This is a genomic window from Tsukamurella sp. PLM1 (assembly GCF_023168325.1).
Lineage (GTDB): Bacteria > Actinomycetota > Actinomycetes > Mycobacteriales > Mycobacteriaceae > Tsukamurella.
Map to the genome: position 1 here is coordinate 2,962,136 of NZ_AP025688.1, position 26,239 is coordinate 2,988,374.

The window sequence follows — 26,239 nt, forward strand, 5'->3', positions numbered from 1 at the left end:
GATATGACGGTGCTCCGCAGCACGCCGGCGTCCGACGCCGGCAAGTACCGCGAGACCATGCTCGGCAAGCTCGCCGACCTGACCGAAGAATTCGACAAGGCGCTCGCCGGCGGCGGCGAGAAGTACGTCGATCGACACCGCAAACGCGGCAAGCTCACCGCTCGCGAGCGGATCGACAGCGTGCTCGACCCCGCCTCCCCGTTCCTCGAGCTGATGCCGCTCGCCGCCTGGGGCAGCGACTTCCAGGTGGGCGCCTCGCTCGTCGGCGGCATCGGCGTTGTCGAGGGCGTCGAGGTGATGGTGGTCGCCAACGACCCCACCGTGAAGGGCGGCACCTCCAACCCGTGGACGCTGCGCAAGTCGCTGCGCCTCAACGACATCGCGCGGGAGAACCGGCTGCCGGTGCTCTCGCTGGTCGAGTCCGGCGGCGCCGACCTCCCCACGCAGAAGGAAGTGTTCGTCCCCGGCGGCGCGATGTTCCGCAACCTCACACAGCTGTCGAAGGCGGGCATCCCCACGATCTCCGTGGTCTACGGCAACTCCACCGCGGGCGGCGCCTACATCCCCGGCATGAGCGACCACGTGGTGATGATCAAGGAGCGCTCCAAAGTCTTCCTCGCCGGCCCGCCCCTGGTGAAGGCCGCGACGGGCGAGATCTCCGACGACGAGACGCTCGGCGGCGCCGAGATGCACTCGCGCACCTCGGGCCTCGGCGACTACATGGCGAACGACGAGCTGGACGCGGCCCGGATCGCCCGGTCGATCGTCAAGCGCCTCAACTGGCGCAAGCAGGGCACGGCACCGTCGAGCCTGGTCAAGCCCCCGCGCTACGGCGCCGAGGGCCTGCTCGACATCGTGCCGGACGATCTGAAGATCCCCTTCGACCCGCGCGAGATCATCGCCCACATCGTCGACGACTCCGACTACGACGAGTTCAAGCCGCTCTACGGCGGCTCGCTCACCACCGGGTGGGCGAACCTGCACGGCTACCCCATCGGCATCCTCGCCAACGCCCGCGGCGTTCTGTTCTCCGAGGAGGCGCAGAAGGCGACGCAGTTCATCCAGCTGGCGAACCGCTACGACACGCCGCTGCTGTTCATCCACAACACCACCGGCTACATGGTGGGCGCGGAGTACGAACGCGGCGGCATGATCAAGCACGGCTCGATGATGATCAACGCCGTCTCCAACTCGGAGGTGCCGCACCTGTCGCTCATCGCGGGCGCCTCCTACGGCGCCGGGCACTACGGCATGGCGGGCCGCGCCTTCAACCCGCGGTTCCTGTTCTCCTGGCCCAGCGCGCGTTCCGCGGTGATGGGCGCCAAACAACTCGCGGATGTGGTCACCGAGGTGGCCGCGGCGTCCGCTGCTTCGCGCGGCCAGGCCATGGATCCCGCGTTCGTCGACGGGATGCGCACCGCCATCGAGACCCAGATCGACAAGGAGTCGTTGCCCGCCTTCATGTCCGGGATGCTCTACGACGACGGCATCATCGACCCCCGCGACACCCGCACGGTGCTCGGGATGGCGCTGTCCGCCATCCACAACGGCCCCGTCCACGGCACCGACGCCTTCGGCGTCTTCCGGATGTGAGGAAAGCATGACTTCGTTCGATTCCGTTCTCGTGGCGAACCGCGGCGAGATCGCCCGTCGCGTCATCGCCGCGGCCCACGCTCGGGGCCTGCGCGCGGTGGCCGTGTACTCCGATCCCGACGCCGACGCCCCGCACGTCGCCGAGGCCGACGAGGCCGTGCATCTGCCCGGGCAGACCCCCGCCGAGACCTACCTGCAGGGCGAGAGGATCATCGCCGCCGCGCAGGCCACCGGCGCACAGGCGATCCACCCCGGCTACGGCTTCCTCTCCGAGAACGCCGAATTCGCCGCCGCGGTGCAGGACGCGGGCCTCGTCTGGATCGGTCCGTCGCCGGAGGCCATCACCGCGATGGGCTCCAAGGTCGCGGCGAAGGCCCGCCTCGCCGAGGCCGGCGTCCCGATGCTCACGAACCTCACGCCGGACCAGGTGTCCGACAGCGATTTCCCCGTCCTCGTCAAGGCCTCCGCCGGCGGCGGCGGCCGCGGCATGCGCGTGGTCCGCACCCGCGCCGAGCTGCAGGAGAACCTCGAAGCGGCCGAGCGCGAGGCGACGTCGGCGTTCGGCGACGGCACCGTGTTCTGCGAGCGCTACCTCGAGCGGGGCCGGCACATCGAGGTCCAGGTGATGGCCGATGCGCACGGCACCGTCTGGGCCGTGGGCGAGCGCGAGTGCTCGATCCAGCGCCGCCACCAGAAGGTGCTCGAGGAGGCCCCGTCGCCCCTCGTGGAGCGCCACCCGGCGATGCGCACCGCCCTGTACGAGGCGGCGGCCAACGCCGCCAAGGCCATCGGCTACACGGGCGCCGGTACCGTCGAGTTCCTCGCCACCGACGAGGGCGAGTTCTTCTTCCTCGAGGTCAACACCCGGCTCCAGGTGGAGCACCCGGTCACCGAGGCCACCACCGGGCTCGACCTGGTCGGCCTGCAGTTCGACGTTGCCGCCGGCCTGCCGCTGCCGTCCGCCGAGCCGCCCGCCACGCGCGGCTGGGCCATCGAGGCGCGCCTCTACGCCGAGGACCCCGCCAACGACTGGCGCCCCGCCGCGGGCACCGTGCACCGCTTCGAAGTGCCGGGCGTGATCGCCGAGTTCTCGGGACCCGACCGCCCGGGCATCCGCCTCGACAGCGCGCTCGCGCCCGCGGGCAGCGTCGTCGAGGTCTTCTACGATCCGATGCTCGCCAAGGTGATCGGCTTCGCGCCGACCCGCGCGCAGGCCCTCGCGATCACGGAGGCCGCGCTGCGCAAAGCGGCCATCCACGGCATCACCACCAACCGCGACCTCCTGGTGCGGATCCTCGCCGACGCCGACTTCAAGGCCGGCGACTTCGCGACCGACTTCCTCACCGGCGACCGTCTGGAGCGCCTCGCCGCGCCCCTGCTCGACGAGGCCGAGCTGGCGGAGGCCGCGTCGGCGGCCGGCGCCGTGCTGGACCGGCGGGGCGCGGCCGCGAGCCCGCTGCCGCACGTCGCACCCGGCTGGCGCAACCTCGGCTCCCGCACCCTGGTGCCGGCGTTCCGCACCGCCGACGAGCGGGAGTTCCGCGCCGACGGAGGGCAGGTCGCAACCGTTACCGACGATGGCGTGAGCGCGCGCGTCGCGGTGGAGCGCGACGGGATCCGGCGCACCGTCGCCGTCACCGCCTACCCCGGGGACCGCACCGTCGTGGAGGTGGAGACCGCGCGCGGCGCGGCGACCCTGACGCTCGTCGACCCCCTCCCGTCGGCCGACGCGGCCGCCGCGGCCGGCTCACTGCTCGCGCCGATGCCCGGCGTGATCACCCGGATCGGCTCCCAGGAGGGCGATTCCGTCACCGCCGGGCAGCCCGTGCTGTGGATGGAGGCGATGAAGATGGAGCACGCCATCTCCGCGCCCGCCGACGGCGTCATCACCACCATCGCCGTCGAGGTGGGCCAGAACATCGATGCCGGCGCCGTCGTCGCCGTGCTGGAAGATACGGAGTAGGAACCCACATGAGCATTTCCATGGACGTCATCGAGTCCGAGGAGCGCCAGGCGCTTCGCAAGACGGTCTCGGAACTGGGCCGCAAGTTCGGCCCCGAGTACATGCGCGAGAAGATCGCGGCGGGCGAGGGCCCGACCGAGCTGTGGAAGGCCGCGGGTGATCTCGGCCTCATCGGCGTCAACATCGCCGAGGAGTACGGCGGCGGCGGAGCCGGCATGTACGAACTGGGCATCGTCGGCGAGGAGCTCGCCGCGGTCGGCTCCTCACTGCTCATGCTGGTGGTCTCTCCCGCCATCAACGGCACGATCATCTCGAAGTTCGGCACGGAGGAGCAGAAGCAGCGGTGGCTGCCGGGGATCGCCTCGGGCCAGACCATCGCCGCGTTCGCGATCACCGAGCCCGACGCAGGCTCCAACAGCCACCGGATCACCACCACCGCCCGGCGCGACGGCGCGGACTGGATCCTCTCCGGCCAGAAGACGTTCATCTCCGGCATCGAGCTGGCCGACGTGATCCTGGTGGTGTCCCGCACCGAGGACGCCAAGACGGGAAAGCTGCGCCCCGCGCTGTTCCTCATGCCCACCGATTCGCCGGGCCTGCAGAAGACGAAGATCCCGATGGAGGTGGGACTGCCGGAGTCGCAGTGGACGCTCTTCTTCGACGACGTCCGGCTGCCCGCCGAGGCGCTCGTCGGCGAGCCCGACGCGGCCATCGCGCAGCTCTTCGCCGGCCTCAACCCCGAGCGCATCATGGCCGCAGCGGGTTCCGTGGGCTCGGCCCGCTACGCGATCGACCGCGCGGTGGCGTACGCCAAGGAGCGCACCGTCTTCAAGGTCCCGATCGGCGCCCACCAGGCCATCGCCCACCCGCTCGCCGAGCTCAAAGTGGAGACCGAACTGGCGAAGCTGATGCTGCAGAAGGCCGCCACGCTGTACGACGCCGGCCAGGAGTTCGCCGCGGCCGAAGCCGCGAACATGGCGAAGTTCGCAGGCGGCGAGGCCGGCGCCAAGGCCGTGGACCGCGCGATCCATTCGCTCGGCGGCAACGGCCTGACCACTGAGTACGGCCTGGCACAGATGCTGGTCGCGTCGCGCCTGTTCCGCATCGCGCCGGTCAGCCGCGAGATGGTGCTCAACTTCATCTCCGAGCACAGCCTCGGCCTGCCCAAGAGCTATTAGGAGTCCGCATGACCGAACCCCTGGTCAGGTACGAGACCCGCGGCGGTGCCGCGTATCTCACGATCGACAGCCCGCACAACCGGAACGCGATCTCGCAGCGGTTGCTCACCGATCTCGCCGCCGGCCTCGAGCGGGCGGCCGCCGACGACGCCGCGCGCGCCGTGGTGCTCACCCACACCGGGACGACGTTCTGCGCGGGCGCCGATCTCAAGGAAGCGGCCGCTAATGGGGCAGGAGCGACCCGAAGTCCCGCACCCTGGCGATGATCGGCGCGATGCGCGGGATCATCGAGTGCCCCAAGCCGGTGATCGCCCGGGTCGACGGGCACGTCCGGGCCGGCGGCTTCGGCCTGATCGGCTCGTGCGACTTCGTCTTCGCGGGCCCCGGGGCGTCGTTCGCGGTCACGGAGACGCGGATCGGCGTCGCACCGGCGATGGTCTCGCTGGTCCTGCTGCCGCACTTGCCGTCGCGGGTCGCCTCCACATTGCTGCTCACGGGCCGCAAGTTCGACGGTGCCGCCGCCGCCGGCTACGGGCTGATCACCGCGGCGGTCGAGGATCCGGCGGCCGCGGTGACGGAGCAGCTCGCCGAGCTGCAGCTGTGCAGCCCGCAGGGCCTGCGGGAGACGAAGCAGATCCTGTGGCACGACGTGCTCGCGTCGTTCGACGAGCGCGCCGAGGCGCTGGCCGAACAGTCGGCGCGCCTGTTCGGCTCCGCGGAGTCCGTCGAGGGGATCACCGCGTTCCTGCAGAAGCGCGCGCCGAGCTGGGCCGAACCGGTCTCGGCCGGTTAGGATTCGCTCCGATGAGTCCCCTCCGCCCGCCCATCCGTGCGCCCCAGCAGTCCCGCAGCCGGGAGACCCGGCAGCGACTGTTGGAGACCACCATCGCGTCCCTGGCCGTCCGCGGCTGGGGCGCGACCACCGTGGGCAGCGTCGCGCGTCAGGCCGGGGTGTCGCGCGGCGCCGCGCAGCACCACTTCCCCACCCGCGAGGATCTGATCACCGCGGCGCTGGAGTACATGGGCGAGCAGCGGATCGCGCAGGCCCGGCTCGCCGGCGCCGCAGTGCCCGAGGGTCCCGACCGGCCCTACGCGGTCGCCCGGCTGATCGTCGAGTACTACACCGACGAACTGTTCAAGGCGGCGCTCCACGTGTGGACCGCTGCGGCCAGCGACGACGATCTCCGTTCGCGCGTTCTCCCGTTCGAGAACAAGTTCTCGCGCGAGGTCTTCGGCCTCTCGATGGGGATCCTCGGGTTCGACAAGGACGATGCCGAGGCACGGCAGGCCGTGCAGGCCACGCTCGACCTGGCACGTGGCCTGGGCCTGGCCGACCTGCTGTCCGACGACTCCGCCCGGCGTGAGCAGGTGGTGAACTTCTGGGGTGGCCAGCTCGCCGCCCTGGCCGCCGACCGCGCCTCGCGCTGATACCGCTCGGCTACGCCTTGTCGAGGTAGTCGCCCCGGTCCCCGCCGAGGATGACCTCGTTCATCGCACGCAGAGCGGGATGATCCACCAGTTCCGGGTCCTCACCGACGATCTCGTACGCGAGATCGCGGGCTGCGGCGAGCACGTCACCGTCCTGCGCGAGGTCCAGGAAGCTCAGCCGCCGCGCGAGGCCGGACTGGTCGACGCCCAGGATGTCGCCGAAGCCCCGGTACTCGAGATCCAGCTGGGCGAGGGCGAACCCGTCCACGGTGTCCGCGACCGCGTGCAGCCGCCCCAGGGTCCGCTCCGACCCACTCGCGGTGATCAGCAGACACAGCCCCGGTAGCCCGCCGCGGCCGACGCGGCCGCGGAGCTGATGCAGCTGACTGATGCCGAACCGGTCGGCGTCGCGGACCACCATCGTGGTCGCATTCGCGACGTCGACGCCGACCTCGATCACGGTGGTGGCCACCAGGATGTCGATCTCGCCGGCGGCGAACGCCGCCATGATCTCCGACTTCTCCTCGGCGGGAAGCCGCCCGTGCAGCAGCGCGATCCGGTGCTCCCAGCGGACCCGCCGCCAGCTCGTCGTACATCTCGATCGCGGACACCGACTGCGGCTTCTTCTCCTCGTCGGGCTCGGGTTCACCACGCCCCGAGGCACTCCCGGCGGCCCTTCCGCCGTCGCCGCCGGGCGCGGCGACCTTGTCGAAGTCGTAGTCCTCGTCCGTGAACGAGGCCTTGGCCTGCTCCCCCGTGGCGTCGTCACCGATGCGGGCGCACACCACGTACACCTGCCGGCCGGAGCGCACCTCCTCGTCGACGCGCGCCCACGCGCGGTCCAGCCAGCCGGGCTTCTCGACCGGCACGACGGACGTCTGGATCGGCTGACGGCCGCGCGGCAGCTCCCGCAGCACCGACGTCGCCATGTCGCCGAACTGCGCGAGCGCGACCGTGCGCGGGATCGGCGTCGCCGTCATCACCAGCAGGTGCGGCATCGACTCTTCCCGACTACCCTCTCCGGCACCCTTGCGCCGCAGCCGGTCGCGCTGCTCGACGCCGAACCGGTGCTGCTCGTCGACCACCACCAGCCCGAGGCGGAAGAACTCCACGGTGTCCTCGAGCAGCGCGTGCGTGCCGATCACGATCCCGGCCTCGCCGGTCACGATGCGCAGGAGCGCTGCCCGTCGCTGCTTGACGGTCATCGAACCCGTCAGCAGGGTCACCGTCGTCGCCGCGTCCGCGGCGCCCAACTGACCCGCCTCGGCGAGATCGCCCAGCATCTTCGTGATCGACAGGAGGTGCTGCGTCGCAAGCACTTCCGTGGGCGCCAGCAACACGGCCTGGTAGCCGGCATCCACGGCGGCGAGCATCGCCAGGAGCGCCACCAGTGTCTTGCCGGAGCCGACCTCGCCCTGCAGCAGCCGCGTCATGGGGTGATCGCGGGCCATGTCGCCGAGGATCTCGGCCAGCACGTCCTCCTGGCCCGTGGTGAGCGCGAACGGGAGCCGCTCGCGCAGGCCGGCCTGCAGCGGACCGTCGGGGGCGTGCAGCGGCGGCGCACCGACGGTGCCGACGTCGTGCGCCCGGCGCGCGAGCGCCGTCTCGATGGCGACGGCCTCGTCGAACGCGAGCCGCCGCTTGGCCTGCTCGACCTGAGCCCTGCCGTCGGGCTTGTGCGCGGCGCGCACCGCGTCGTCGAGGCTCATGAGCCCGTGCAGCGCGAGGAACGCGGGCGGCAGCGATTCGGGCACCGGCGCGAGCCGCCCCAGGACGCTGTCCACCAGCGAGAGGATCAGCCAGGTGGGAAGGTTCTTGGTGCCGTGGTAGATCGGCACGGTGGGCTGCATGAGCAGGCTCAGGTCGGCGTGTTTGAGCCGCTTCGACCCTGCCTTGGTGGTGCCGGACTCGCTCTCCGCCAGCGCCTGCGCGGACGTGATCGTCCTGTCCGGGAGGAGGATCCAGTCGGGGTGGGTCAGCTGCAGCTTCCCGTTGAACTCGCCGAGCTTGCCGATCAGCAGCAGCTGACGATCCGGCTGGATCGGCTTGGGGAGGTAGTTGAAGAACGTCACCTCGTAGGCGCGGACCTTGTTGACCACCTGCGCCTTCCACATCTTCTTGCCGCGGTGGTGCGCACGCGGCGGCGTGATCGCCGTGACGGTGCCGATCACCACCACTTCGTCGCCGATGCGGGGCTCGGAGCGGCGCGTACCGTCGTCCTCGACCGCCCCGCCCTCGTACCGGAAGGGGAAATGCCGCAGCAGGTCCCCCACAGTGACCAGCCCGAGCTCGGCGGCCGCGAGATCCGCCATCTCCGGGTGGATCGCCTCCGCCAGCGGGGTGTGCAGTGCGAGGTCCCGCGCAGCGCTCATTCGACGCCGATCTCCATCACGCTCGCGGTCTGTCCGCCCCGGTAGCCGATCACCTCGACCTCTGGTCGGTCCGGGCGCAGGGCGGCGCTCACCCGGTCGGGGAAGTCGCCGTCGCCCGCGTCGCCCAGGAGCACCGTCACCATGTCGCCGCCGGTGGCCAGCAGGAGCTCGGCCAGGGCCTCGCCCGCCGAGTACTGATCCTCCTCGAGCACCACCACCTCGCCGCCGACCATGCCGAGGTAGTCCCCGGGGCCGCACGGGCCGAGGATCGTGAGTGCGTCCTCGGTGACGGCCACGACGGAGCCGCACCGCGCGCCGGCCGCGGCCTCCGCCATCGAGTAGGTGTCGTCGGCGGCGTGACCGTTCGGCTCGTGGACGGCGAGCGCCGCGATCGCCTGCACCATCGACGACGTGGGCAGCAGCGTCACCAGCACCCCCGATTCGCGCGAGCGTGCGGCGACCGCCAGCAGCTCGGGGGTGGGCAGCGCACCGTTCGGCATCAGCAGCACCTCGCGGCCCTCGAACCGGTGCAGCGCCGCCAGCAGCTCCGCGTGGGTCATCCCCGCGTCGCACCGGATGACCTCGGCGCCCGCCTCGGCGAACAGGTCGGCGGCACCGTCGCCCGAGACGAGCGCGACGATCGCGCGGGGCGCGTCCAGCAGTGCCTGCAGCGGCGTCTCGGTGTGGCCGGTCTCCTGCAACACGTTGACGGCGATGCTCCGCAGCTTCCCGTGCGCGAGGCCGGCCTGGATGGCGCGGCCCGGCTCCGTCGTGTGGGTGTGCACCGACCAGGTGGCCACGGGTCCGGGTCCGCGGCCGCCACGACGACCACCGAGTCGCCGAAGGTCTGCAACTCGTCACGCAGCCGGGTGGCCGCAGCCTCCGTGGCGTCGGGCAGCAGATACATCACCTCGTAGTCGGCGTGCGGGCCGCGGGGCGGATCCTCGTGGCCGTGCGCATGCCCGACGGTGCCGTCGGGCGCGACGTGCACGTGCACGTGCGGGGCGCTCTGCCGGGTGAAGCGCGGGCGCTCGGCCGCCGCGCCCGCGGTGACCTCGACGAGCGCGTCGAGCAGCACGAGCAGGCCGCGGCCCCCGGCGTCGACCACGCCGGCGTCGGCGTTGACCGACAACTGCTCCCGGGTGCGCAACAACGCGTCGAAGGCCGTGTCCGCGGCGCCGCGCGCACGCGCCGAGGTCGCCCCCGGCGGCGAGGGCCGCGCCGGCACCGTCGGACGCGCCGCGCAGGACGGAGAGGATGGTGCCCTCGACGGGCGCGGCGACGGCCGCGGTCACCAGCTCGGTGGCCGACCGCAGGCCCTCCGCCAGGCCCGCCGCGGTGAGGTCCGCGTCCTCCCCCAGCTGCGCCGCGACGCCGCGCATGATCTGGGAGACGATCACGCCGGAGTTGCCGCGGGCACCGGCGACGGCACCCGCCACCGTCGCGCGGGCCACCGCGTGCGGCCCTTCCCGACGGTCCGCCTCTTCCGCGGCGCGTGCGGCCGCGCGCAGTGTGACCAGCATGTTCGTGCCTGTGTCGGCGTCGGCGACCGGGAACACGTTGAGGGCGTTGATCTCGTCGACGGCGCGTTCGAGCCCGAGCACGGCACGGCGGAGCCAGGCCACCACCACACGGCCGTCCTCCGGATTCGGTCCCGTCACGCCCGCCAGCCTAGTGGGCACGTCCGACGGGGACCGGCGCCCGGCGCGGTTTGGTCGATACCCTGCGCTCCGCTATGCTTGCAGGGTTGCCTCGCGTCCGGGCGTGTGATCGACATGTCCGCACCGGCGGGGCGAAACACAGTTTTCAACGATACGAGGAGTACACGACTATGGCTGCCGTCTGCGACGTCTGCGACAAGGGCCCCGGCTTCGGTAAGTCGGTCTCGCACTCGCATCGGCGTACCAACCGCCGGTGGAACCCGAACATCCAGACCGTGCGCGCCCAGATCGCGCCCGGCCAGACCCGGCGCCTGAACGTGTGCACCTCGTGCATCAAGGCTGGCAAGGTCGTTCGCGGCTAGTTCGCGAGAACGCTTTCGCAAGGAGCCCGTGGCCGTCCGGCCACGGGCTTCTTGCGCGTCAGCGGACCTGCGCGAGGTGCGGCAGGCGCCAGTCGACCGGCTCGGCGCCGAGCGCCGTCAGCGCCTCGTTGGCGCGGGAGAACGGCCGCGAGCCGAAGAATCCGCGTGCGGCGGACAGCGGCGACGGGTGCACCGACTCGATCCGCGGCACGGCGCCGAGTCGCTTCCCCAGCGACGCGGCGTCGCGCCCCCACAGGATCGCCACCAGGGGCGCGTCGCGCTCCACGAGCGCGTCGATCGCCCGCTCCGTGACCTTCTCCCAGCCCTTCCCGCGGTGCGAGGCGGCCTCGCCCGGGCGTACCGTCAGCACGCGGTTGAGCAGGAGCACCCCCTGGCGCGCCCACGGCGACAGGTCGCCGTTCGCGGGAAGCGGCAGCTCGAGATCCTCGCAGTACTCACGAAAGATGTTCTGCAAGCTGCGCGGGATCGGCCGCACGGACGCGTCCACGGAGAACGACAGGCCCACCGGGTGCCCCGGCGTGGGGTACGGGTCCTGCCCCACGATCAGCACCCGCACGTCGTCGAACGGCTGCTTGAACGCGCGCAGCACGTTCGCGCCCGCGGGCAGGTACTCGCGGCCCGCCGCGATCTCGGCGCGCAGGAAGTCCCCCATCGCGGCGATGTCGCCCGCCACCGGCTCGAGTGCCCGCGCCCAGCCCGCCTCGACGGTCTCCGCCAGTGGTCTCGCCGTCATCGGCCCTCCCCGGATTCGTCGAACGTGTTCCAGCCGCCCACCTCGGGCCCCGTCTCGCCGTCGACGGTGACCGTGCCCACCGGCAGGGCGCCGGGCCCGGCCGCGGTGCCGATCGCCCGCCACCCCGCCGGGAGCTCCGCCCCGGCGGGGAAGGTCGCGAGCAGGGCGTGGTCCTCGCCGCCCGTGCGGACCCACTGGTCGGCGTCGGCACCCAGTGCGGCGGCGCACGCGCGAAGGTCGGTGTCGGGGGCGAGCCGCGCACCGTCGAGCTCGATGACGATGCCGGAGGCCCGCGCGACGGCCCGCGCGTCGCGGAGCAGGCCGTCCGAGACGTCGGTGAGCGCGGTGGCCCCGGCGACGGCGGCCTGCGGTCCCGCAACGAGCGGCGGCACCGGGCAGCGGTGAGTCTCCACGAGGCCCTCGAAGCCGGGCAGCCCGGCGAGCAGCACCGCCAGCCCCGCCGCCGAGTGCCCCAGCGTGCCGCACACCGCGACCACGTCACCCGGCCGGGCGCCGGACAGCAGGACCGGCGCGCGTCCCTGCAGGTCGCCCAGCACGGTGACGGCGAGCAACACCTGCTCGGTGCGGACCACGTCGCCGCCCGCGATGGCTCCGCCCGCGTCCGCGGCGCCTCGGGTGATACCGCGGGCGATCCCGGCGATCACGTCCTCGCCGGTGCCGGCCGGGCAGCCCAGCGTGACGGTGAAGCCCGTGCACACGGCGCCCATCGCGGCGATGTCGGCGGCGTTCTGCGCGATCGCGCGCCGCCCCACGTGTTCGGGGGTGGTGAGGTCGAACCGGAAGTGCCGGCCCTCGACGAGTGCGTCCGAGGAGACGACCACCCGGCCGTCCGGCGCGACGACCACCGCGGCGTCGTCGCCGGGGCCCACCGGCACCCGCAGGTCCGGCCGCACGCCGCTGGTCGCCAGCGCGATCACGCCGTCCTCACCCAGCTGCGCCGCGGTGCGCACGGCGGGGCGCGCGGGGCGGGCCGGATCGGGTGTGGTCATCGCGGCTACGGTATCGGACGTGAGCGATGCAGACGACGAGACCACCCCGGGCCCCAGGACCCGACCACCCGGCGGCGCCGCAGCCCGGCGTTCCTCGCCACAGCCGTGGCCGTGCCCGTGGCGGTCCTCGCCTGCTTCGTCGCGTTCCTGATCCTGGCCCAGCAGCGCCAGGAGGATGCGCGGGCGACGGCCGAGGCCGGGCATCTGAAGTCGGTCGCGGCACCGTCGTCGGGTGACGCGGCGTGCGGCGCGCTGCTCGGCGCGCTCCCCGCCGATCTCGGCGGCTTCCAGCGCACCGACACCACCGCTCCGGCAGGGTTCGCGCGCTGGCGCGCCGACAAGGCCGGCGATGTCGAAGTACGCTGCGGCACCGAGCGCCCCGCCGAACTGACCGCCACGGCCAAGCTGCAGATCGTCAACGGCGTGCAGTGGCTCCAGGCGGTCCCGCAGGGCGCACCCGCCCCCGACGGCGGCAGCTACTGGACCGCGGTGGACCACCGCCCGTACGTGACGCTCTGGGTGCCCGACGGTGCCGGCACCGCCGCCGTGCAGGCGGCATCGGACGCGATCACTGCGCACCTGACCGCAGCGTCCTCGACCTGGGGCGCTGATCAGCGCAGGCCGGTGCCGCGGGCGAGCGCCGTGTCGATGAGCACCGTGAGCAGTTCGGCGTAGGCCACGCCGGATTCGGCGAACATCCGGGGGTACATCGACGTCGACGTGAACCCGGGCATCGTGTTCACCTCGTTGATCACCGGGCCGTCCGCGGTCTGGAAGAAGTCCACGCGGGCCAGCCCCTGGCAGTCGAAGGCGTGGAAGGCGCGAACCGCGAGGTCGCCGATCACGGCCGCCTCGTGCTCGGTGAGGTTCGCCGGGACCGTGTACTGCGCGCGGTCGTCGAGGTACTTGGTCTCGAAGTCGTAGAAGGCGTGCTCCGCGTCGGCGGCCATCTCGATCTCGGCGATCGCCGAGGCGCAGACGGTGCCGTCCGGTCGCTCGAGGACGCCGATCTCGACCTCGCGGCCGATGACGGCGGCTTCGATGATCACCTTCGGATCCCACCTGCGGGCCTCCGCGATCGCGGCGCCGAGCTCCGCCAGGTCGGTCACGCGGGTGATGCCGATGGACGAGCCGCCGCGGGCGGGCTTGACGAACAGCGGCAGCCCCAGCCGGTGCAACACCTCGGGGGGCACCTCGGTGTCGCGCTGGCGCAGCACGTGGAAGTCTCCGACGGGCAGTCCCTCGGCCGCGAGCAGCTTCTTCGCGAACTCCTTGTCCATGCCGGCTGCGGAGGCGAGCACGCCCGCGCCCACGTACGGCGCCCCGACCATCTCCAGCAGCCCCTGCAGGGTGCCGTCCTCGCCGTACGGGCCGTGCAGGACGGGGAAGACCACGTCGACGTCGCCGAGCACCGTGCCGGCGGCGTCCGCGTCCACCGATACCAGTTCGGCACCCGCGGCACCGGGGAGCAGCGTCAGGTCGCTCGGCCCCTCCGGCACGCTCGGGAGGCTCCGGCCGGAGAACGTGAGCGCCTTCGAGTCGGCGTGGGAGAGCACCCAGGAGCCGGCCCGGGTGATGCCGACGGGCACGACGTCGTAGCGGTCGGGGTCGAGATGGGCGAGGATGCTGCCCGCCGATACGCACGAGACCGCATGCTCGCTGCTGCGCCCGCCGAAGACCACTGCCACCCTGATTCGCTCCGTCACGGTCGCCCACCTTACGTTGCGGCCCGGAGCGGGGCCATGCGGTTGCCCTGGCCTACTCGGCGTCCTTGGGCCGCCACTCGCCGCCGACGTCGCGATTGAGCAGATCGTCCATGGCCCGCGACACCGGCACACCGTCGTAACAGACGGCGCGCACGGCCTCGGTGAGGAGCATCTCGACGCCCGCGCGGCGCGCGAGGTCGGCGATCGAGATGCAGGACTTGGCGCCCTCGGCGACCTGGCCGTGCGCCGCCGCCTGCGCCTGTTCCACCGTCATCCCCTGGCCGAGGCGCGCGCCGAAGCTGAAGTTGCGCGACTGCGGGGAGCTGCACGTGGCCACCAGGTCGCCCACGCCGGCCAGACCGGCGAGCGTGAGGGGCTGCGCACCGAGCGCGGTGCCGAGCCGGAGCGTCTCCGCAAGGCCGCGGGTGATGATGGCCGCGCGAGAGTTCTCGCCGAGGTTGATGCCCGACGCGATGCCGCACACGAGGGCGATCACGTTCTTAGTGGCGCCGCCGATCTCGCAGCCCACCACGTCGTCGCTCGTGTACGGCCGGAAGTAGTCGGTGCGCACCAGGTACTGGGTGCGGGACGCGCGCTGGGCGTTGTCGGACGCGACGACGGCGAGCGTGGGCTGCCCCTTGGCGATCTCCTTCGCGAAGTTCGGACCGGTGAGCACCGCCAGCCGGTCGCGATCGATCCCCGCCGCGTCCACGACGACTTCGCTCATCCGGTCCAGCGTGCCGATCTCGATGCCCTTGGCGAGGTTGACGACGGTGACGTCCGGCGGGATCAGGTGCCCCCAATCCTGAAGGTTCGCCCGCAGCGTCTGCGACGGCACTGCGAGGACCACCAGCCCCGCGCCCCGCATCGCCTCCTCGGGATCGTGCGTGGCGCTGAGGTTCTCCGGCAGCACTCCCTCCGGCAGGTACTGCGCGTTGATGCGGGTGCTGTTGATCTGGTCGGCCACTTCCTGACGGCGGCACCACATCCGGACGCGGTGCGGCTCGGGCCTCGTCGCCTCGGCGAAGACCTTGGCCATCGCCGTGCCGAAGGAACCGGCGCCCATCACTGCAACGTCGACCATCCGGCCCCTCCTCGCATCCGCGCGACCGCCCGCGGGTGCGGGCATCGCGACGAGCCTATCCCCCGCCCGGGCGCGGCACGCCGCGTTCCGCACGCCTAGATTGGTGATATGACCGCACAGCGCGGCGACGCCGCGTCCCCCGCCGTCGTGGTGGTGACCGCCGTGAAGTCACTGGATTCCGCGAAATCCCGGTTCGCCGCGTCCGGCGACGGAGGGCGCGGCGCCGTCCGCGGCCTCGTTCTCGCGATGTTCCGCGACACGCTCGCGGCCGCACTGGCCGCGCCGGAGGTGGCGGGGGTCTACGTCGTCTCACCCGATCCCGCGGTGCGCGCGGCCGCCTGCGCCGCCGGGGCGTTCGCGGTTGACGAGCCCGCCCAGAGCGGCCTCAACGCCGCACTCGAGGCGGGCGCGGACGCCGCGCGCGCCGACGCCGGGCGGCCCGTCGCGGTCGTCGCACTCCAGGCCGACCTCCCGGGCATCAGCGCCGCCGAACTGAGTGCGTTCCTCGCGGCGACGGCGCACCGTCGGGGATTCGTCCCGGACCACGCCGGCACCGGGACCGCCGCGCTGTACGCACCGGCGGGCACGCCCCTGCGACCGCGGTTCGGCCCGGAATCGGCGGCCGCGCACCGCGCGGACGGTGCCACCGAGCACGCGGGGCCATGGCCCGGCCTGCGCACCGATATCGACACCCCGCAGGACTTGCGGTCCGCGCCGGTCCTGGGCGAGCACACCGCGGCGGCACTCGCCGACGCCGATCGCGCAGTCGCGTCGAACTCGCGTCCGCTATGCGCCAGAATGGAACGGTGACGACTCCGCCTGCCACTCCCGCCTCCGATCCGGCGACCGCATCGGACCCCGCACCGGCCCCCGCTGCCGAGGCGCCGGCACCGCTTCCCGGGCGCACCACCGCGATTCCCACGGCGCCGCCGGCCGCCCCGGCCGACGATCCGGGCGACCTGCCCGACGACCGGTACCTCAATCGCGAGTTGAGCTGGCTCGACTTCAATGCCCGAGTCCTCGCGATGGCCGAGGACGCGTCGCTGCCGCTCCTGGAGCGCGCGAAGTTCCTGGGGATCTTCGCGTCGAACCTGGACGAGTTCTTCATGGTGCGGGTGGCGGGGCTCAAGCGGCGCGACGAGATGGGGCTGTCGGTCCGCTCGGCCGACGGCTTGTCGCCGCGCGAGCAGCTGCGCATGATTTCGCAGCGGACCCGCGAGTTGTCCCGCAAGCACGCGCTCGTCTTCAGCGATGCCGTGCGCCCCGAGCTTGCGGAGCAGGGGATCTCGGTCCTGAGCTGGGACCAGCTCGCCGGGGACGAGCAGGAGCGCCTCACCCGGTACTTCCACACACAGGTCTTCCCGGTGCTCACGCCGCTGGCGGTCGATCCGGCGCACCCGTTCCCGTACATCAGCGGCCTGTCGCTGAATCTCGCGATCGCGGTCCACGACACCGTCACGGGCGGTGAGCATTTCGCCAGGGTCAAGGTTCCCGATAACGTTGACCGGATGGTCCCGGTGCGATCGGAGCGGCAGGACCACGCGGTGCTGCCGATGGAGGACCTCATCTCGGCGCACCTGGACGTGCTGTTCCCGGGGATGACGGTGGCCGAGCACCACGTCTTCCGCATCACGCGCAACGCGGATTTCGAGGTGGAGGAGGACCGCGACGAGGACCTGCTGCAGGCGCTCGAGCGGGAGCTGGCGCGCCGCCGGTTCGGCTCCCCGGTGCGGCTCGAGGTGGCAGAGGTCATGTCCGAGCACATGCTCGAGCTGCTGCTGCGCGAGCTGGACGTGGACCCTGCAGACGTCATCACGGTGCCGGGGCTGCTGGACCTGAACTGCATGTTCGAGCTGTACGGAGTGGACCGGCCGGACCTCAAGGAGAAGCCGTACGTCCCCGTCACTCACCCCGCGTTCGGCGAGCGCGAGACGCCCAAGAGCGTGTTCGCCACGCTCCGCGAGGGCGACGTGCTGGTGCACCACCCGTACGACTCGTTCTCCACCAGCGTGCAGCGGTTCATCGAGCAGGCGGCGAACGATCCGAATGTTCTCGCGATCAAGCAGACGCTCTATCGCACGTCGGGTGATTCGCCGATCGTCGATGCGCTGATCGACGCGGCCGAGGCCGGCAAGCAGGTGGTCGCTCTGGTCGAGATCAAGGCCCGGTTCGACGAGCAGGCGAACATCAAGTGGGCACGCAAGCTCGAGCAGGCCGGCGTCCACGTGGTCTACGGTCTCGTTGGTCTCAAGACCCACTGCAAGACCTGCCTCGTCGTGCGGCGCGAGGGTTCGACCATCCGCCGCTACTGCCACATCGGCACCGGCAATTACAACCCCAAGACCGCGCGCCTGTACGAGGACGTGGGCCTGTTCACCGCCGATCCCGACCTGGGCGCCGACCTGACCGACCTGTTCAACCGGCTCACGGGATACTCGCGCAAGGAGGAGTACCGCAACCTCATGGTCGCTCCGCACGGGATCCGTTCGGGCATCGTCGATCGCGTCGAGAACGAGATCGAGCTGCACCGCGCCGGCAAGCCCGCGGGCGTTCAACTCAAGGCGAACGCGGTCGTGGACGAGCAGATCATCGACGCGCTGTACCGGGCGAGCCAGGCGGGCGTCCCCGTCGAGGTCGTGGTCCGGGGCATCTGCGCCCTGCGCCCCGGGGTGCCCGGCGTCAGCGAGAACATCACCGTGCGGTCGATCCTGGGCCAGTTCCTGGAGCACTCGCGGATCCTGCACTTCCGTGGGGCGGACGAGTACTGGATCGGCAGCGCCGACATGATGCACCGGAACCTGGATCGCCGCGTGGAAGTGATGGCGCAGGTGAAGGATCCGCGCCTGGCCCGCCAGCTGGGCGAGATGTTCGAGTCGGCGCTCGATCCGGCGACCCGCTGCTGGGTGCTCGACGGCGACGGCAACTGGAACGCCTCCCCGTCCCGGGCGAGACGGTCCGCGATCATCAGCGGGAACTCATGCGCGCGCACCGCGCGAGCCAGCGGTGAGCTCGGCCGGCGCCGGCCCCGTGGTCCGGCCGCCGGGGGCGTCCTCTGGCGCCCCGGGCCGACGGGGCCGGAAGTGGCTGTCGTGCACCGCCCGCGGTACGACGACTGGTCGCTTCCCAAGGGGCACGTGGAGCCGGACGAGAACCCGGTCGTGGGCGGCCTGCGCGAGGTGGTCGAGGAGACGGGGTTCAATGCGCGGTTCGTGCGGGCCGTCGGCCAGGTCGCGTACGACGTCCCCCGGCGCCGCAAACACGGCCCGGGCGGCGACATGGTCCGCAAACGGGTCGGCTACTGGTCCGCGCTCTCGACGGGCGGGGTGTTCGTGCCCAACGAGGAGACCGACGAACTGCGGTGGCTTCCGGTCAAGGAGGCCACGAAGATTCTGACGTACCCGATCGACAAGCGCATCCTGCGCGTCTTCGGTAAGCAGCCGCGGTCGACGGCGACGATGCTGATCGTCCGGCACGCGAAGGCCGGTCGCAAGCAGGGGTACCAGGGCGACGATCTCGCGCGGCCCCTCGACCGCAACGGACGAGCGCAGGCGGAAGCACTGGTGGATCTGCTGGGCGCGTTCGCACCGGGGCGCCTGCTGTCCGCTCCGCCGGTGCGGTGCACGCAGACGCTGGAGCCGCTGGCTGCGGAGACGTCGCTCCCGCTGGTGGAGGAGCCGACGATGTCGGAGACCGCGTACGCCCGCGATCCCGCGGCGGCGCACCGCCGGATCCGCGAGATCGCGCTGCGCGGCGAGGAATCGGACACCGTCCCGGTGGTGTGCAGTCAGGGCGGGGTGATCCCGGACCTCACCGCGTGGTGGTCGAGCGCCGACGGTGTGCGCCTGCCCGCCGCCCGCAACCGCAAGGCGAGCGTGTGGGTTCTCACCACCGAGGGCGGCAGATTGCTCACGATGGACCACATCGACAGCCCGCTACCCCTGGAGCACTGAGGCTTCCAGGGGCAGCGGCATCGGGGATCTACTTCTTGGCGGCCTTCTTGGCTGGGGCCTTCTTCGCCGGAGCCTTCTTAGCGGGCGCCTTGGCTGCGGTCTTCTTGGCCGCAGTCTTGGCGGGGGCCTTCTTCGCGGGCGCCTTCGCCGCCGTCTTCTTGGCGGCGGCCTTAGTGGCCTTGGCCGGAGCCTTCTTGGCGGCGGTCGCCTTGGTGGCGGTGGTCTTGGCCGGAGCCTTCTTCGCCGGCGCCTTCGCCGCGGTCTTCTTCGCCGCGGTGGCCTTGGTCGCGGTCGCCTTGGTGGCCTTGGCGGGCGCCTTCTTGGCGGCGGTCGCCTTGGTGGCGGCGGCCTTGGCCGCCTTGGCCGGCGCCTTCTTGGCGGCGGTCTTCTTCGCGGCGGCCTTCTTGGCGGGCGCCTTGGCGGCGGTGGCGGAACTACGGCGAACGGCGGGGCCCGAGGAGGGCAGCTTCGCCGAACCCGAGATCACGGCCTTGAACTGGGCGCCGGGGCGGAACGCGGGCACCGAGGTGGGCTTGACCTTGACGGTCTCCCCGGTGCGGGGATTGCGGGCGACGCGAGCGGCGCGCTTGCGCTGCTCGAAGACACCGAAACCGGTGATGGTGACGGACTCCCCGGCATGCACGGCACGGACGATCGTGTCCACGATCGCCTCGACGGCGGCACCGGCGGTACGGCGGTCGGCGCCCAGCTTCTCGGTGAGCGCCTCGATCAGTTCTGCCTTGTTCATGAACACTTTTCCTCTGCAGTCGGAGGCTCACCGCTGAGCCAACTAGGGACACCGTAAACGCAGAATTGCATTCAATCCAAGAGCCACGCCAGATTTGATCGAAGATGTCTCGGAATGACAAGTGGCGGCACCGGTTCGATCCGGTGCCGCCACGATCCTTCGAGAACGCTACTTCGTCACGGGTTTGTATGCGGGCCTTGCATTCTCGTACTCGGCGATCGCGTCGGCCTGCTGCAGAGTGATGCCGATGTCGTCCAGACCCGCCATCAGGCGGTGTCGGACCGGGTCGTCGATCGTGAAGGGAACTACCAAGTCCCCGGCTGTCACGGTGCGCTCTTCGAGGTCGACGGTGACCTCCAGCCCGGGCTCGTTCTCGAGCAGCTTCCACAGCAACTCGACGTTCTCCTGATCCACGAGCGCGGCGACGAGGCCCGCCTTGCCCGAGTTACCGCGGAAGATGTCGGCGAACCGCGAGGAGATCACCACACGGAAGCCGTAGTCCATGAGCGCCCAGACGGCGTGCTCGCGGGAGCTGCCCGTGCCGAAATCGGGCCCGGCGACGAGGACGGAGCCCCGGTCGTACGGCGGGGTGTTGAGGATGAAGTTCGGATCCGCACGCCAGGCCGCGAACAGCCCGTCCTCGAATCCCGTGCGGGTGACCCGCTTCAGGTAGACCGCGGGGATGATCTGGTCGGTGTCGACGTTGGTCCGGCGCAGCGGCACGCCGATCCCGGTGTGGGTGACGATGGCTTCCATATCGGTACTCCTTCGGCTGAGGGCGCGTTACGCGCCGGCGACGGGGGCCAGGTCGGACGGGGCGGACAGGGTGCCGCGCACCGCAGTCGCGGCCGCGACGGCGGGCGAGACCAGGTGCGTCCGACTGCCCTTGCCCTGGCGCCCCTCGAAGTTCCGGTTCGACGTGGACGCCGAACGCTCCCCGGACGCCAGCTGATCCGGGTTCATGCCCAGGCACATCGAGCACCCGGCCTGCCGCCACTCGGCGCCCGCATCTACGAAGACCTGACCGAGACCCTCCTCCTCGGCCTGCGCGCGTACCCGCATCGAGCCGGGCACCACGAGCATCCGCACCCCGTCCGCCACCTTGCGGCCGCGCAGGATCTCGGCGACGGCGCGCAGATCCTCGATGCGACCGTTGGTGCAGGACCCCACGAAGACGGCGTCGACCGCGATGTCGCGCAGCGGCGTTCCCGCCTCGAGCCCCATGTACTGCAGCGCCTTCGCCGCGGTCTCCTTCTCGCCGTCCGACCCGAACGACTCCGGATCCGGAACGGAGGCGCTGAGCGGCGCACCCTGCCCCGGGTTGGTGCCCCAGGTGACGAACGGGGTCAGCGCGGATCCGTCGATGTCGACCTCGGCGTCGAAAACCGCGCCCTCGTCGGTGCGCAGCGCGTCCCATGCCGCGACCGCCTCGTCCCACTCGGCGCCCTGCGGCGCGTGTGCGCGACCGCGGATGTAGTCGTAGGTGGTCTGGTCCGGTGCGATCAGGCCGGCGCGGGCACCGGCCTCGATCGACATGTTGCAGATGGTCATCCGCGCTTCCATCGACAGCTTCTCGATGGCGCTGCCTCGGTATTCGAGGACGTAGCCCTGACCACCGCCGGTCCCGATCTTGGCGATGATCGCGAGGATCAGATCCTTGGACGTGACCCCCGGCTGCAGTTCACCGGAGACGTTGATGGCCATCGTCTTGAACGGCTTGAGCGGCAACGTCTGCGTGGCCAGCACGTGCTCGACCTCCGAGGTGCCGATACCCATCGCGATGGCGCCGAACGCGCCGTGCGTGGAGGTGTGGCTGTCGCCGCACACCACCGTCATCCCGGGCTGAGTGAGCCCCAGCTGCGGCCCCATGACGTGGACGATGCCCTGCTCGCCGTCGCCCATCGAGTGCAGGCGCACACCGAACTCGGCACAATTGCGACGGAGCGTCTCCACCTGGGTGCGCGAGACCTCGTCGGCGATGGGCTGGACCAGCGTGTCGGTGGGGACGTTGTGGTCCTCGGTCGCGATGGTGAGGTCCGGCCGGCGCACGGGCCGGCCTGCGAGCCGCAGCCCGTCGAACGCCTGCGGGCTGGTGACCTCGTGCACCAGGTGCAGGTCGATGTAGATGAGGTCGGGCTCGCGCGAGGCTCCTCGCCCTCCCCCTTGACGACGACGTGCTGATCCCAGACCTTCTCGGCCATTGTGCGCGGTTGCATGCTTGTCACCTGCTCCATGATCTTCGCTCTGCCGGTGGGCGCGGGCTGGGCGTTGAATCCCACCATGCGAGAGCCTAGTATCGAACTATGGGACAGGATAGCGCACTGCCGCACGACCCCGAAAGCCTCACCCCCGCGCCGGTGAGCGGCATCGGCGTACTGGACAAGTCCGTCGCCGTACTCCGGGCCGCGGCCGCCGAGCCGGCGAGCCTCGCGGACCTGTGCGGCCGCACGGGGCTCCCGCGGGCAACGGCGCACCGTCTGGCCGTGGGACTGGAGCTGCACGGCATGCTGACCCGGGACGGGGACGGCCTGTGGCGGCCCGGCTCCGCGTTGCGCGAGCTCGCGGCCAGCACCTCGGACGCGCTCGTCGAGACCGCCGCGATGGTGCTCCCCCGGTTGCGCGAGATCACCGGCGAATCCGTCCAGTTGTACCGGCGCGAGGGCGACCACCGGGTGTGCATCGCCGCCGCCGAGCCGCCGTCGGGCCTGCGCGACACCGTCCCCGTGGGGAGCCGGCTCCCGATGACGGCGGGCTCGGGTGCGAAAGTGCTCGCGGCGTGGGCCGATTCCCCCGCTGACTCCGCCTTCGGCGAGCGCACTCTCGCCGAGGTCCGCAAGCGGGGCTGGGCGCAGAGTTCCGGCGAGCGCGAGGCCGGCGTGGCGAGTGTCTCGGCCCCCGTGCGCAATCCGCGGGGCGAGGTGGTCGCCGCGATCTCGGTGTCCGGCCCCATCGACCGGATGGGCCGGCGGCACGGCGCCCGCTGGGCCGCCGACCTCGCGCAGGCCGCCGACGCGCTGCAGCGCCGCTTGTAGCCGGCCCCTGACCGCGCCCCGCGACAGCGCCGCGAACAGCCGCCCGCGACGCACTACTCCACCCGGCAGCGCAGACCGGCCGAGTCGACCTCGAGGACCGCGGCGACCCGGCTGCTCGTATCGCTCATCCGCGCAGCGCGGTTCGCGATGACCGCCTCCGCGACGAGCGGCCAGGCGTCGTGCCGGATCGTGCGGCGCACCGAACGCGCTCCGTACACCGGATCAAACCCTGTCGCCACGAGGTGCACCGCGACCGCGTCGTCGATCGTCAGATCCACGCCGCGCTTGCGGGCGCGCTCGGCGAACACGTCCAGCTCGTGCCGGGCGACCTCCACCGCGGTGTCCGCCGAGAGTTCCTCGAACAGCGTCACCTCGTCGATCCGGTTGAGGAACTCGGGATCGAAGAACCGGGCGATTGACTGCTCCGAGATCCGGTCGAGCCGGCCCTCCAGCGCCCGGTCGAGCCGTGTCCCCGCCACGGCCGGCAGCAGCCGCGACACGGAGCGCCCGGCGCGATGCCAGGGGCGTTCCTGCTCCGCGCGCAGTTCCCGGCTGCCGAGGTTCGACGTCATGAACACGAGGCAGTTCCGGAAGTCGTAGCGCTGCTGGCCGTTCGCGAGGGTGAGCTGTCCCCGGTCGAGTACGTGCAACAGCGCACGCAACACCGTGGTGTGCGCCTTCTCCACCTCGTCGAAGAGCACGATCCCGGGCATCGTGACGGTTCCCTCGACCCGGTCCCGGTCGAAGACGCTCAGCCCCTCCTTCGAGCCCGAATACCCCGGCGGCGCTCCGGCGAACGACGCGGCGTAGTGCTCCTGCGCCATCGCCGACATGTCCACCTGACAGAAGTCGTCGGGCCCGGTCCGCAACGCGGCGGCGAGCTGCCGCACGATCTCGGTCTTGCCGGTGCCGGTGGGGCCCACCAGCAGATGGCTCGCCAACGGCCGGGTCTTATCGGTGAGTCCCGCCTGCACCACCGACAGAGTCGTGAAGATCGACTCGATCGCATGGTCCTGGCCGAACACGTTGGCGCGCAGCTGCGCCAGGATCCGCGCCGCGTCGACCCTACCCACCGCCGCCTTGGCGAACTCGGCGTCGGTGGGACGGGACGCCGCGCCGTCCGGACCGGACGACCGGCCGCCGAGATCGACTCCCTCGGCGGCCAGGCGATCAGTGATGAACGGCACGGCCTACGCCTCGTGGGTCTTCTCGTTGGGGATGGTGCCCACGGGACACTCCGCCACGCCGATCGTGTCGCGCGTGAAGGACTCGACCTGCTCGCGCGCGGCCTCGGCGTCGGTGACCCACAGCTTGTAGAAGTCGAAGGGGCACTCGGCGACGCCCTTGTCGCCCTCGCCGGCGGCATGGATGCCGGTGTAGCCACGGTGGAGGATCTTGAACAGGTGGTTCTGCGACTGGTCATGCTTGCGCGCGTCCCGGATCGTCGAGACCGAGAGCTGCGCGTACTGGATGCCGTACTCCTCCTCGCCGGTCTCGCCGAGCGTCCGGCCGTCGAAGCCGATGATCGACGAGTGCCCGAAGTACGAGTAGACGCCGTCGAATCCGGCGGCGTTCGCCACGGCCACGTACACGTTGTTGGCCCACGCCATGGCCTTGGCCATGAGCACCTGCTGCTCCTTGGACGGGTACATGTAGCCCTGGCAGCGCACCACGAGCTCGGCGCCCTTCATGGCGCAGTCGCGCCAGATCTCGGGGTAGTTGCCGTCGTCGCACACGATGAGCGAGATCTTCAGCCCCTTCGGGCCCTCCACGACGTAGGTCGAGTCGCCCGGGTACCAGCCCTCGATCGGCGCCCACGGGATGATCTTGCGGTACTTCTGCACGATCTCGCCCTGGTCGTTGATCAGGATGAGGGTGTTGTACGGCGGCTTGTTCGGGTGGTCCTCGTGCTGCTCGCCGGTGATCGAGAAGACGCCCCACGTGCCCGCCTTGCGGCACGCGTCGGAGAAGATCTTCGTCTCCTCACCGGGGATGGCGGCGGCGGTCGCGTACATCTCGTCCGGGTCGTACATGATGCCCTGCGTCGAGTACTCGGGGAACACGACGAGGTCCATCCCCGGCAGGCCGGCCTTCATGCCGACGATCATCTCGGCGATCTTGTGGCAGTTCTCGATCACGCCCGCCTTGTCGTGCAGGCGGGGCATCTTGTAGTTGACGACGGCGACGCCGACGGTGTCCGGGCTCGAGGAGATGTCTCCGTGACGCATGATGGTGTCCTTTCGATGGAGTTCTTCGTGACGGATGGGCCGCGCAGGGGCTACGCGGCGGGTTCGGGCATGGGCAGGCGCGGCAGCACCTTGGCGGCGCCCGCGCTGACGATCACCAGCGCGACCGCGATGACCGTCGCCCAGAGCGCGGCGGTGGTGCTGGTGGGCCACGCACCCCGCCAGCCCAGCAGGGCCGGGATGGTGCAGGTGAGGTGCGAGCCGATCAGGATGAGCCACCCGGTGAACGCCATGAGCGAGGTCGTCCCGCAGGCCAGGATGAGGAAGAACAGGAGCCACATCACGGCCCACACGAACCAGATGACGCCGAACACCGGATCGTCGGCGAACGAGAACGAGCCGAAGACCAGCGCCATCGCGGCGACGAACAGCGAGTACCAGCCGAGGCCGCGCCCGTCGTTGCCCATGAGGTTGTTGATGCCCACGTAGAGGTAGGTGAATCCGAACAGGTAGCTGGCGCCCGCCCCGAAGACCCCGGCGAGGTCACCGTCGGCGGCCACCACCGCGAGCGTCGGGAGCACCACCTGCATCGCCCCGACGAACAGGTTGAACACCCCCGCCTCGCGGGCGGAGATCGCCCCGAGGAACCACGCCCCGTTGACGAACAGAACGGCTCCGACGAACAGCAGGCCCAGCGTGGTCATCGCGACTCCCGATTTATTACCGATTCGGCACTATCTCTGATCGGTAGTATTCGCGCGCCCGCTGGGGCGCGTCAGCGGAATCGGTGAAAACGCAGGTGGCAGGCGCTATGCGAGGCGCGCGACGAGGGATTCCCACACGTCGCGACCCGTGTCCGACATCGTCAACAGGACGCTGCGACGGTCGCCCGGGGCGGGCCGACGGTACGCCAGGTTCCGCTCGACGAGGCGGTCCACGAGGCGGGTGGTGGACGACGGCGTGGTGCCGGTGCGGGCGGCGAGCTCGCCGACGGTGGCGCCGTCCACGGCCGCCAGGAGCCGCAGGGCCCGGAAGTGTTCGACGGTGAGCTCGTGCTCGGCGAGGGCGGGAACCAGCACGCCCAGCACCAGATCGTCTGCGGCGCACACGGCTTCGAACCCGGCGAGACCCGCCGCTACGGCGTCCACCTGCCCGTCCATGCCCACGCCTCGATCCTGTGGTCCGTCATCGTGATCCGCGCTCACTGTATCG

General features: G+C 71.4%; 21 protein-coding genes and 4 pseudogenes. 11 read left to right on the forward strand and 14 right to left on the reverse strand.

The window, feature by feature from the left end; genetic code table 11:
* Positions 1–3: 3 nt before the first annotated feature.
* The 5 genes and pseudogenes from MTP03_RS15230 to MTP03_RS15250 all read left to right on the forward strand — a co-directional run bounded on the left by MTP03_RS15230 (position 4) and on the right by MTP03_RS15250 (position 6,162).
* Positions 4–1,593 carry an acyl-CoA carboxylase subunit beta gene (locus MTP03_RS15230; RefSeq protein WP_248488974.1) on the forward strand — a complete coding sequence of 530 codons (1,590 nt, stop codon included), beginning with the start codon at positions 4–6 and terminating at the stop codon, positions 1,591–1,593.
* 7 nt (positions 1,594–1,600) lie between these two features.
* On the forward strand, positions 1,601–3,556 hold the full coding sequence (locus tag MTP03_RS15235; RefSeq protein WP_248488975.1) for a biotin carboxylase N-terminal domain-containing protein: 1,956 nt from the start codon (positions 1,601–1,603) through the stop codon (positions 3,554–3,556).
* A gap of 20 nt (positions 3,557–3,576) precedes the next feature.
* Positions 3,577–4,734: an acyl-CoA dehydrogenase family protein gene (locus MTP03_RS15240; protein ID WP_248492225.1), complete on the forward strand. Its 1,158-nt coding sequence runs from the start codon at positions 3,577–3,579 to the stop codon at positions 4,732–4,734.
* 8 nt (positions 4,735–4,742) lie between these two features.
* Positions 4,743–5,527, forward strand: a pseudogene (locus MTP03_RS15245) (enoyl-CoA hydratase family protein).
* A gap of 11 nt (positions 5,528–5,538) precedes the next feature.
* On the forward strand, positions 5,539–6,162 hold the full coding sequence (locus MTP03_RS15250; protein ID WP_248488976.1) for a TetR/AcrR family transcriptional regulator: 624 nt from the start codon (positions 5,539–5,541) through the stop codon (positions 6,160–6,162).
* A gap of 10 nt (positions 6,163–6,172) precedes the next feature.
* On the opposite strand, the pseudogene MTP03_RS23865 reads toward MTP03_RS15250, so the two are convergent.
* The 3 genes and pseudogenes from MTP03_RS23865 to MTP03_RS15270 all read right to left on the reverse strand — a co-directional run bounded on the left by MTP03_RS23865 (position 6,173) and on the right by MTP03_RS15270 (position 10,195).
* A pseudogene (locus MTP03_RS23865) lies at positions 6,173–8,474 on the reverse strand (ATP-dependent DNA helicase RecG).
* A gap of 56 nt (positions 8,475–8,530) precedes the next feature.
* Positions 8,531–9,334 carry a hypothetical protein gene (locus MTP03_RS15265; RefSeq protein WP_248488977.1) on the reverse strand — a complete coding sequence of 268 codons (804 nt, stop codon included), beginning with the start codon at positions 9,332–9,334 and terminating at the stop codon, positions 8,531–8,533.
* A 57-nt stretch (positions 9,335–9,391) separates the two neighbouring features.
* On the reverse strand, positions 9,392–10,195 hold the full coding sequence (locus MTP03_RS15270; protein ID WP_248488978.1) for a DAK2 domain-containing protein: 804 nt from the start codon (positions 10,193–10,195) through the stop codon (positions 9,392–9,394).
* Between the two features lie 170 nt (positions 10,196–10,365).
* Between MTP03_RS15270 and rpmB the strand changes: the two genes are divergently transcribed.
* On the forward strand, positions 10,366–10,557 hold the full coding sequence (rpmB, locus tag MTP03_RS15275) for a 50S ribosomal protein L28 (RefSeq protein WP_248488979.1): 192 nt from the start codon (positions 10,366–10,368) through the stop codon (positions 10,555–10,557).
* Positions 10,558–10,615: 58 nt separating this feature from the next.
* Here the strand turns inward: rpmB and MTP03_RS15280 are convergent, their stop codons facing one another.
* Complete coding sequence (locus tag MTP03_RS15280) at positions 10,616–11,311, reverse strand: uracil-DNA glycosylase (protein ID WP_248488980.1); 696 nt, start codon at positions 11,309–11,311, stop codon at positions 10,616–10,618.
* Positions 11,308–12,321 (reverse strand): thiamine-phosphate kinase, encoded by a 1,014-nt coding sequence (locus tag MTP03_RS15285; protein ID WP_248488981.1) that lies wholly within the window; start codon positions 12,319–12,321, stop codon positions 11,308–11,310. The genes MTP03_RS15280 and MTP03_RS15285 overlap by 4 nt, the downstream gene beginning before the upstream one ends.
* A gap of 111 nt (positions 12,322–12,432) precedes the next feature.
* On the opposite strand from MTP03_RS15285, the gene MTP03_RS15290 reads away from it, so the two are divergent.
* Complete coding sequence (locus MTP03_RS15290; protein WP_248488982.1) at positions 12,433–12,996, forward strand: DUF3515 domain-containing protein; 564 nt, start codon at positions 12,433–12,435, stop codon at positions 12,994–12,996.
* Here the strand turns inward: MTP03_RS15290 and MTP03_RS15295 are convergent.
* Both MTP03_RS15295 and MTP03_RS15300 read right to left on the reverse strand, forming a co-directional pair.
* Positions 12,933–14,027, reverse strand: coding sequence for a D-alanine--D-alanine ligase family protein (locus tag MTP03_RS15295; RefSeq protein ID WP_248488983.1), 1,095 nt, complete (start codon positions 14,025–14,027; stop codon positions 12,933–12,935). The two genes, MTP03_RS15290 and MTP03_RS15295, sit on opposite strands and share 64 nt — an antisense overlap.
* 52 nt (positions 14,028–14,079) lie before the next feature.
* Positions 14,080–15,111, reverse strand: coding sequence for an NAD(P)H-dependent glycerol-3-phosphate dehydrogenase (locus MTP03_RS15300; RefSeq protein WP_248488984.1), 1,032 nt, complete (start codon positions 15,109–15,111; stop codon positions 14,080–14,082).
* A gap of 108 nt (positions 15,112–15,219) precedes the next feature.
* Between MTP03_RS15300 and cofC the strand changes: the two genes are divergently transcribed.
* From cofC to MTP03_RS15315, 3 genes and pseudogenes are all read left to right on the forward strand, one after another.
* Positions 15,220–15,921, forward strand: coding sequence for a 2-phospho-L-lactate guanylyltransferase (gene cofC, locus MTP03_RS15305; protein WP_248488985.1), 702 nt, complete (start codon positions 15,220–15,222; stop codon positions 15,919–15,921).
* Positions 15,900–18,118: pseudogene (locus MTP03_RS15310) on the forward strand (RNA degradosome polyphosphate kinase). The gene cofC and the pseudogene MTP03_RS15310 overlap by 22 nt, the downstream one beginning before the upstream one ends.
* Positions 18,075–19,061 (forward strand): NUDIX hydrolase, encoded by a 987-nt coding sequence (locus tag MTP03_RS15315; RefSeq protein WP_256465289.1) that lies wholly within the window; start codon positions 18,075–18,077, stop codon positions 19,059–19,061. The pseudogene MTP03_RS15310 and the gene MTP03_RS15315 overlap by 44 nt, the downstream one beginning before the upstream one ends.
* 28 nt (positions 19,062–19,089) lie before the next feature.
* Here the strand turns inward: MTP03_RS15315 and MTP03_RS15320 are convergent, their stop codons facing one another.
* The 3 genes and pseudogenes from MTP03_RS15320 to leuC all read right to left on the reverse strand — a co-directional run bounded on the left by MTP03_RS15320 (position 19,090) and on the right by leuC (position 22,025).
* The gene (locus MTP03_RS15320; protein ID WP_248488987.1) at positions 19,090–19,809 is read right to left on the reverse strand and encodes an HU family DNA-binding protein; all 720 of its coding nucleotides are present in this window, start codon (positions 19,807–19,809) and stop codon (positions 19,090–19,092) included.
* 168 nt (positions 19,810–19,977) lie between these two features.
* Positions 19,978–20,565: a 3-isopropylmalate dehydratase small subunit gene (gene leuD, locus MTP03_RS15325; protein WP_248488988.1), complete on the reverse strand. Its 588-nt coding sequence runs from the start codon at positions 20,563–20,565 to the stop codon at positions 19,978–19,980.
* 27 nt (positions 20,566–20,592) lie between these two features.
* Positions 20,593–22,025 (reverse strand): annotated as a pseudogene (gene leuC / locus MTP03_RS15330) (3-isopropylmalate dehydratase large subunit).
* Between the two features lie 87 nt (positions 22,026–22,112).
* Here leuC and MTP03_RS15335 point away from each other — a divergent pair.
* Positions 22,113–22,841 carry an IclR family transcriptional regulator gene (locus MTP03_RS15335; RefSeq protein ID WP_248488989.1) on the forward strand — a complete coding sequence of 243 codons (729 nt, stop codon included), beginning with the start codon at positions 22,113–22,115 and terminating at the stop codon, positions 22,839–22,841.
* Positions 22,842–22,894: 53 nt separating this feature from the next.
* On the opposite strand, the gene MTP03_RS15340 is transcribed toward MTP03_RS15335, so the two are convergent.
* The 4 genes from MTP03_RS15340 to MTP03_RS15355 all read right to left on the reverse strand — a co-directional run bounded on the left by MTP03_RS15340 (position 22,895) and on the right by MTP03_RS15355 (position 26,187).
* Positions 22,895–24,028, reverse strand: coding sequence for an AAA family ATPase (locus MTP03_RS15340; RefSeq protein ID WP_248488990.1), 1,134 nt, complete (start codon positions 24,026–24,028; stop codon positions 22,895–22,897).
* Positions 24,029–24,031: 3 nt separating this feature from the next.
* Positions 24,032–25,069, reverse strand: coding sequence for an aliphatic amidase (locus MTP03_RS15345; RefSeq protein ID WP_248488991.1), 1,038 nt, complete (start codon positions 25,067–25,069; stop codon positions 24,032–24,034).
* A gap of 50 nt (positions 25,070–25,119) precedes the next feature.
* Entirely contained in the window at positions 25,120–25,731 is a 612-nt protein-coding gene (locus tag MTP03_RS15350; protein WP_248488992.1) for an AmiS/UreI family transporter, read from the reverse strand.
* A 105-nt stretch (positions 25,732–25,836) separates the two neighbouring features.
* A complete protein-coding gene (locus MTP03_RS15355; protein WP_248492229.1) occupies positions 25,837–26,187 on the reverse strand; it encodes a MarR family transcriptional regulator in 351 nt (116 codons plus the stop codon).
* Positions 26,188–26,239 lie beyond the last annotated feature (52 nt).

What these genes read in the sequence shown, in the direction of transcription:
- MTP03_RS15230 (WP_248488974.1), top strand. Translation starts at nt 4, where the DNA reads ATGACGGTGCTCCGCAGCACGCCGGCGTCCGACGCCGGCAAGTACCGC.
- MTP03_RS15235 (WP_248488975.1), top strand. Translation starts at nt 1,601, where the DNA reads ATGACTTCGTTCGATTCCGTTCTCGTGGCGAACCGCGGCGAGATCGCC.
- MTP03_RS15240 (WP_248492225.1), top strand. Translation starts at nt 3,577, where the DNA reads ATGGACGTCATCGAGTCCGAGGAGCGCCAGGCGCTTCGCAAGACGGTC.
- MTP03_RS15250 (WP_248488976.1), top strand. Translation starts at nt 5,539, where the DNA reads ATGAGTCCCCTCCGCCCGCCCATCCGTGCGCCCCAGCAGTCCCGCAGC.
- rpmB (WP_248488979.1), top strand. Translation starts at nt 10,366, where the DNA reads ATGGCTGCCGTCTGCGACGTCTGCGACAAGGGCCCCGGCTTCGGTAAG.
- MTP03_RS15280 (WP_248488980.1), bottom strand. Translation starts at nt 11,311, where the DNA reads ATGACGGCGAGACCACTGGCGGAGACCGTCGAGGCGGGCTGGGCGCGG.
- MTP03_RS15285 (WP_248488981.1), bottom strand. Translation starts at nt 12,321, where the DNA reads ATGACCACACCCGATCCGGCCCGCCCCGCGCGCCCCGCCGTGCGCACC.
- MTP03_RS15300 (WP_248488984.1), bottom strand. Translation starts at nt 15,111, where the DNA reads ATGGTCGACGTTGCAGTGATGGGCGCCGGTTCCTTCGGCACGGCGATG.
- cofC (WP_248488985.1), top strand. Translation starts at nt 15,220, where the DNA reads ATGACCGCACAGCGCGGCGACGCCGCGTCCCCCGCCGTCGTGGTGGTG.
- MTP03_RS15320 (WP_248488987.1), bottom strand. Translation starts at nt 19,809, where the DNA reads ATGAACAAGGCAGAACTGATCGAGGCGCTCACCGAGAAGCTGGGCGCC.
- leuD (WP_248488988.1), bottom strand. Translation starts at nt 20,565, where the DNA reads ATGGAAGCCATCGTCACCCACACCGGGATCGGCGTGCCGCTGCGCCGG.
- MTP03_RS15335 (WP_248488989.1), top strand. Translation starts at nt 22,113, where the DNA reads ATGGGACAGGATAGCGCACTGCCGCACGACCCCGAAAGCCTCACCCCC.
- MTP03_RS15345 (WP_248488991.1), bottom strand. Translation starts at nt 25,069, where the DNA reads ATGCGTCACGGAGACATCTCCTCGAGCCCGGACACCGTCGGCGTCGCC.
- MTP03_RS15350 (WP_248488992.1), bottom strand. Translation starts at nt 25,731, where the DNA reads ATGACCACGCTGGGCCTGCTGTTCGTCGGAGCCGTTCTGTTCGTCAAC.
- MTP03_RS15355 (WP_248492229.1), bottom strand. Translation starts at nt 26,187, where the DNA reads ATGGACGGGCAGGTGGACGCCGTAGCGGCGGGTCTCGCCGGGTTCGAA.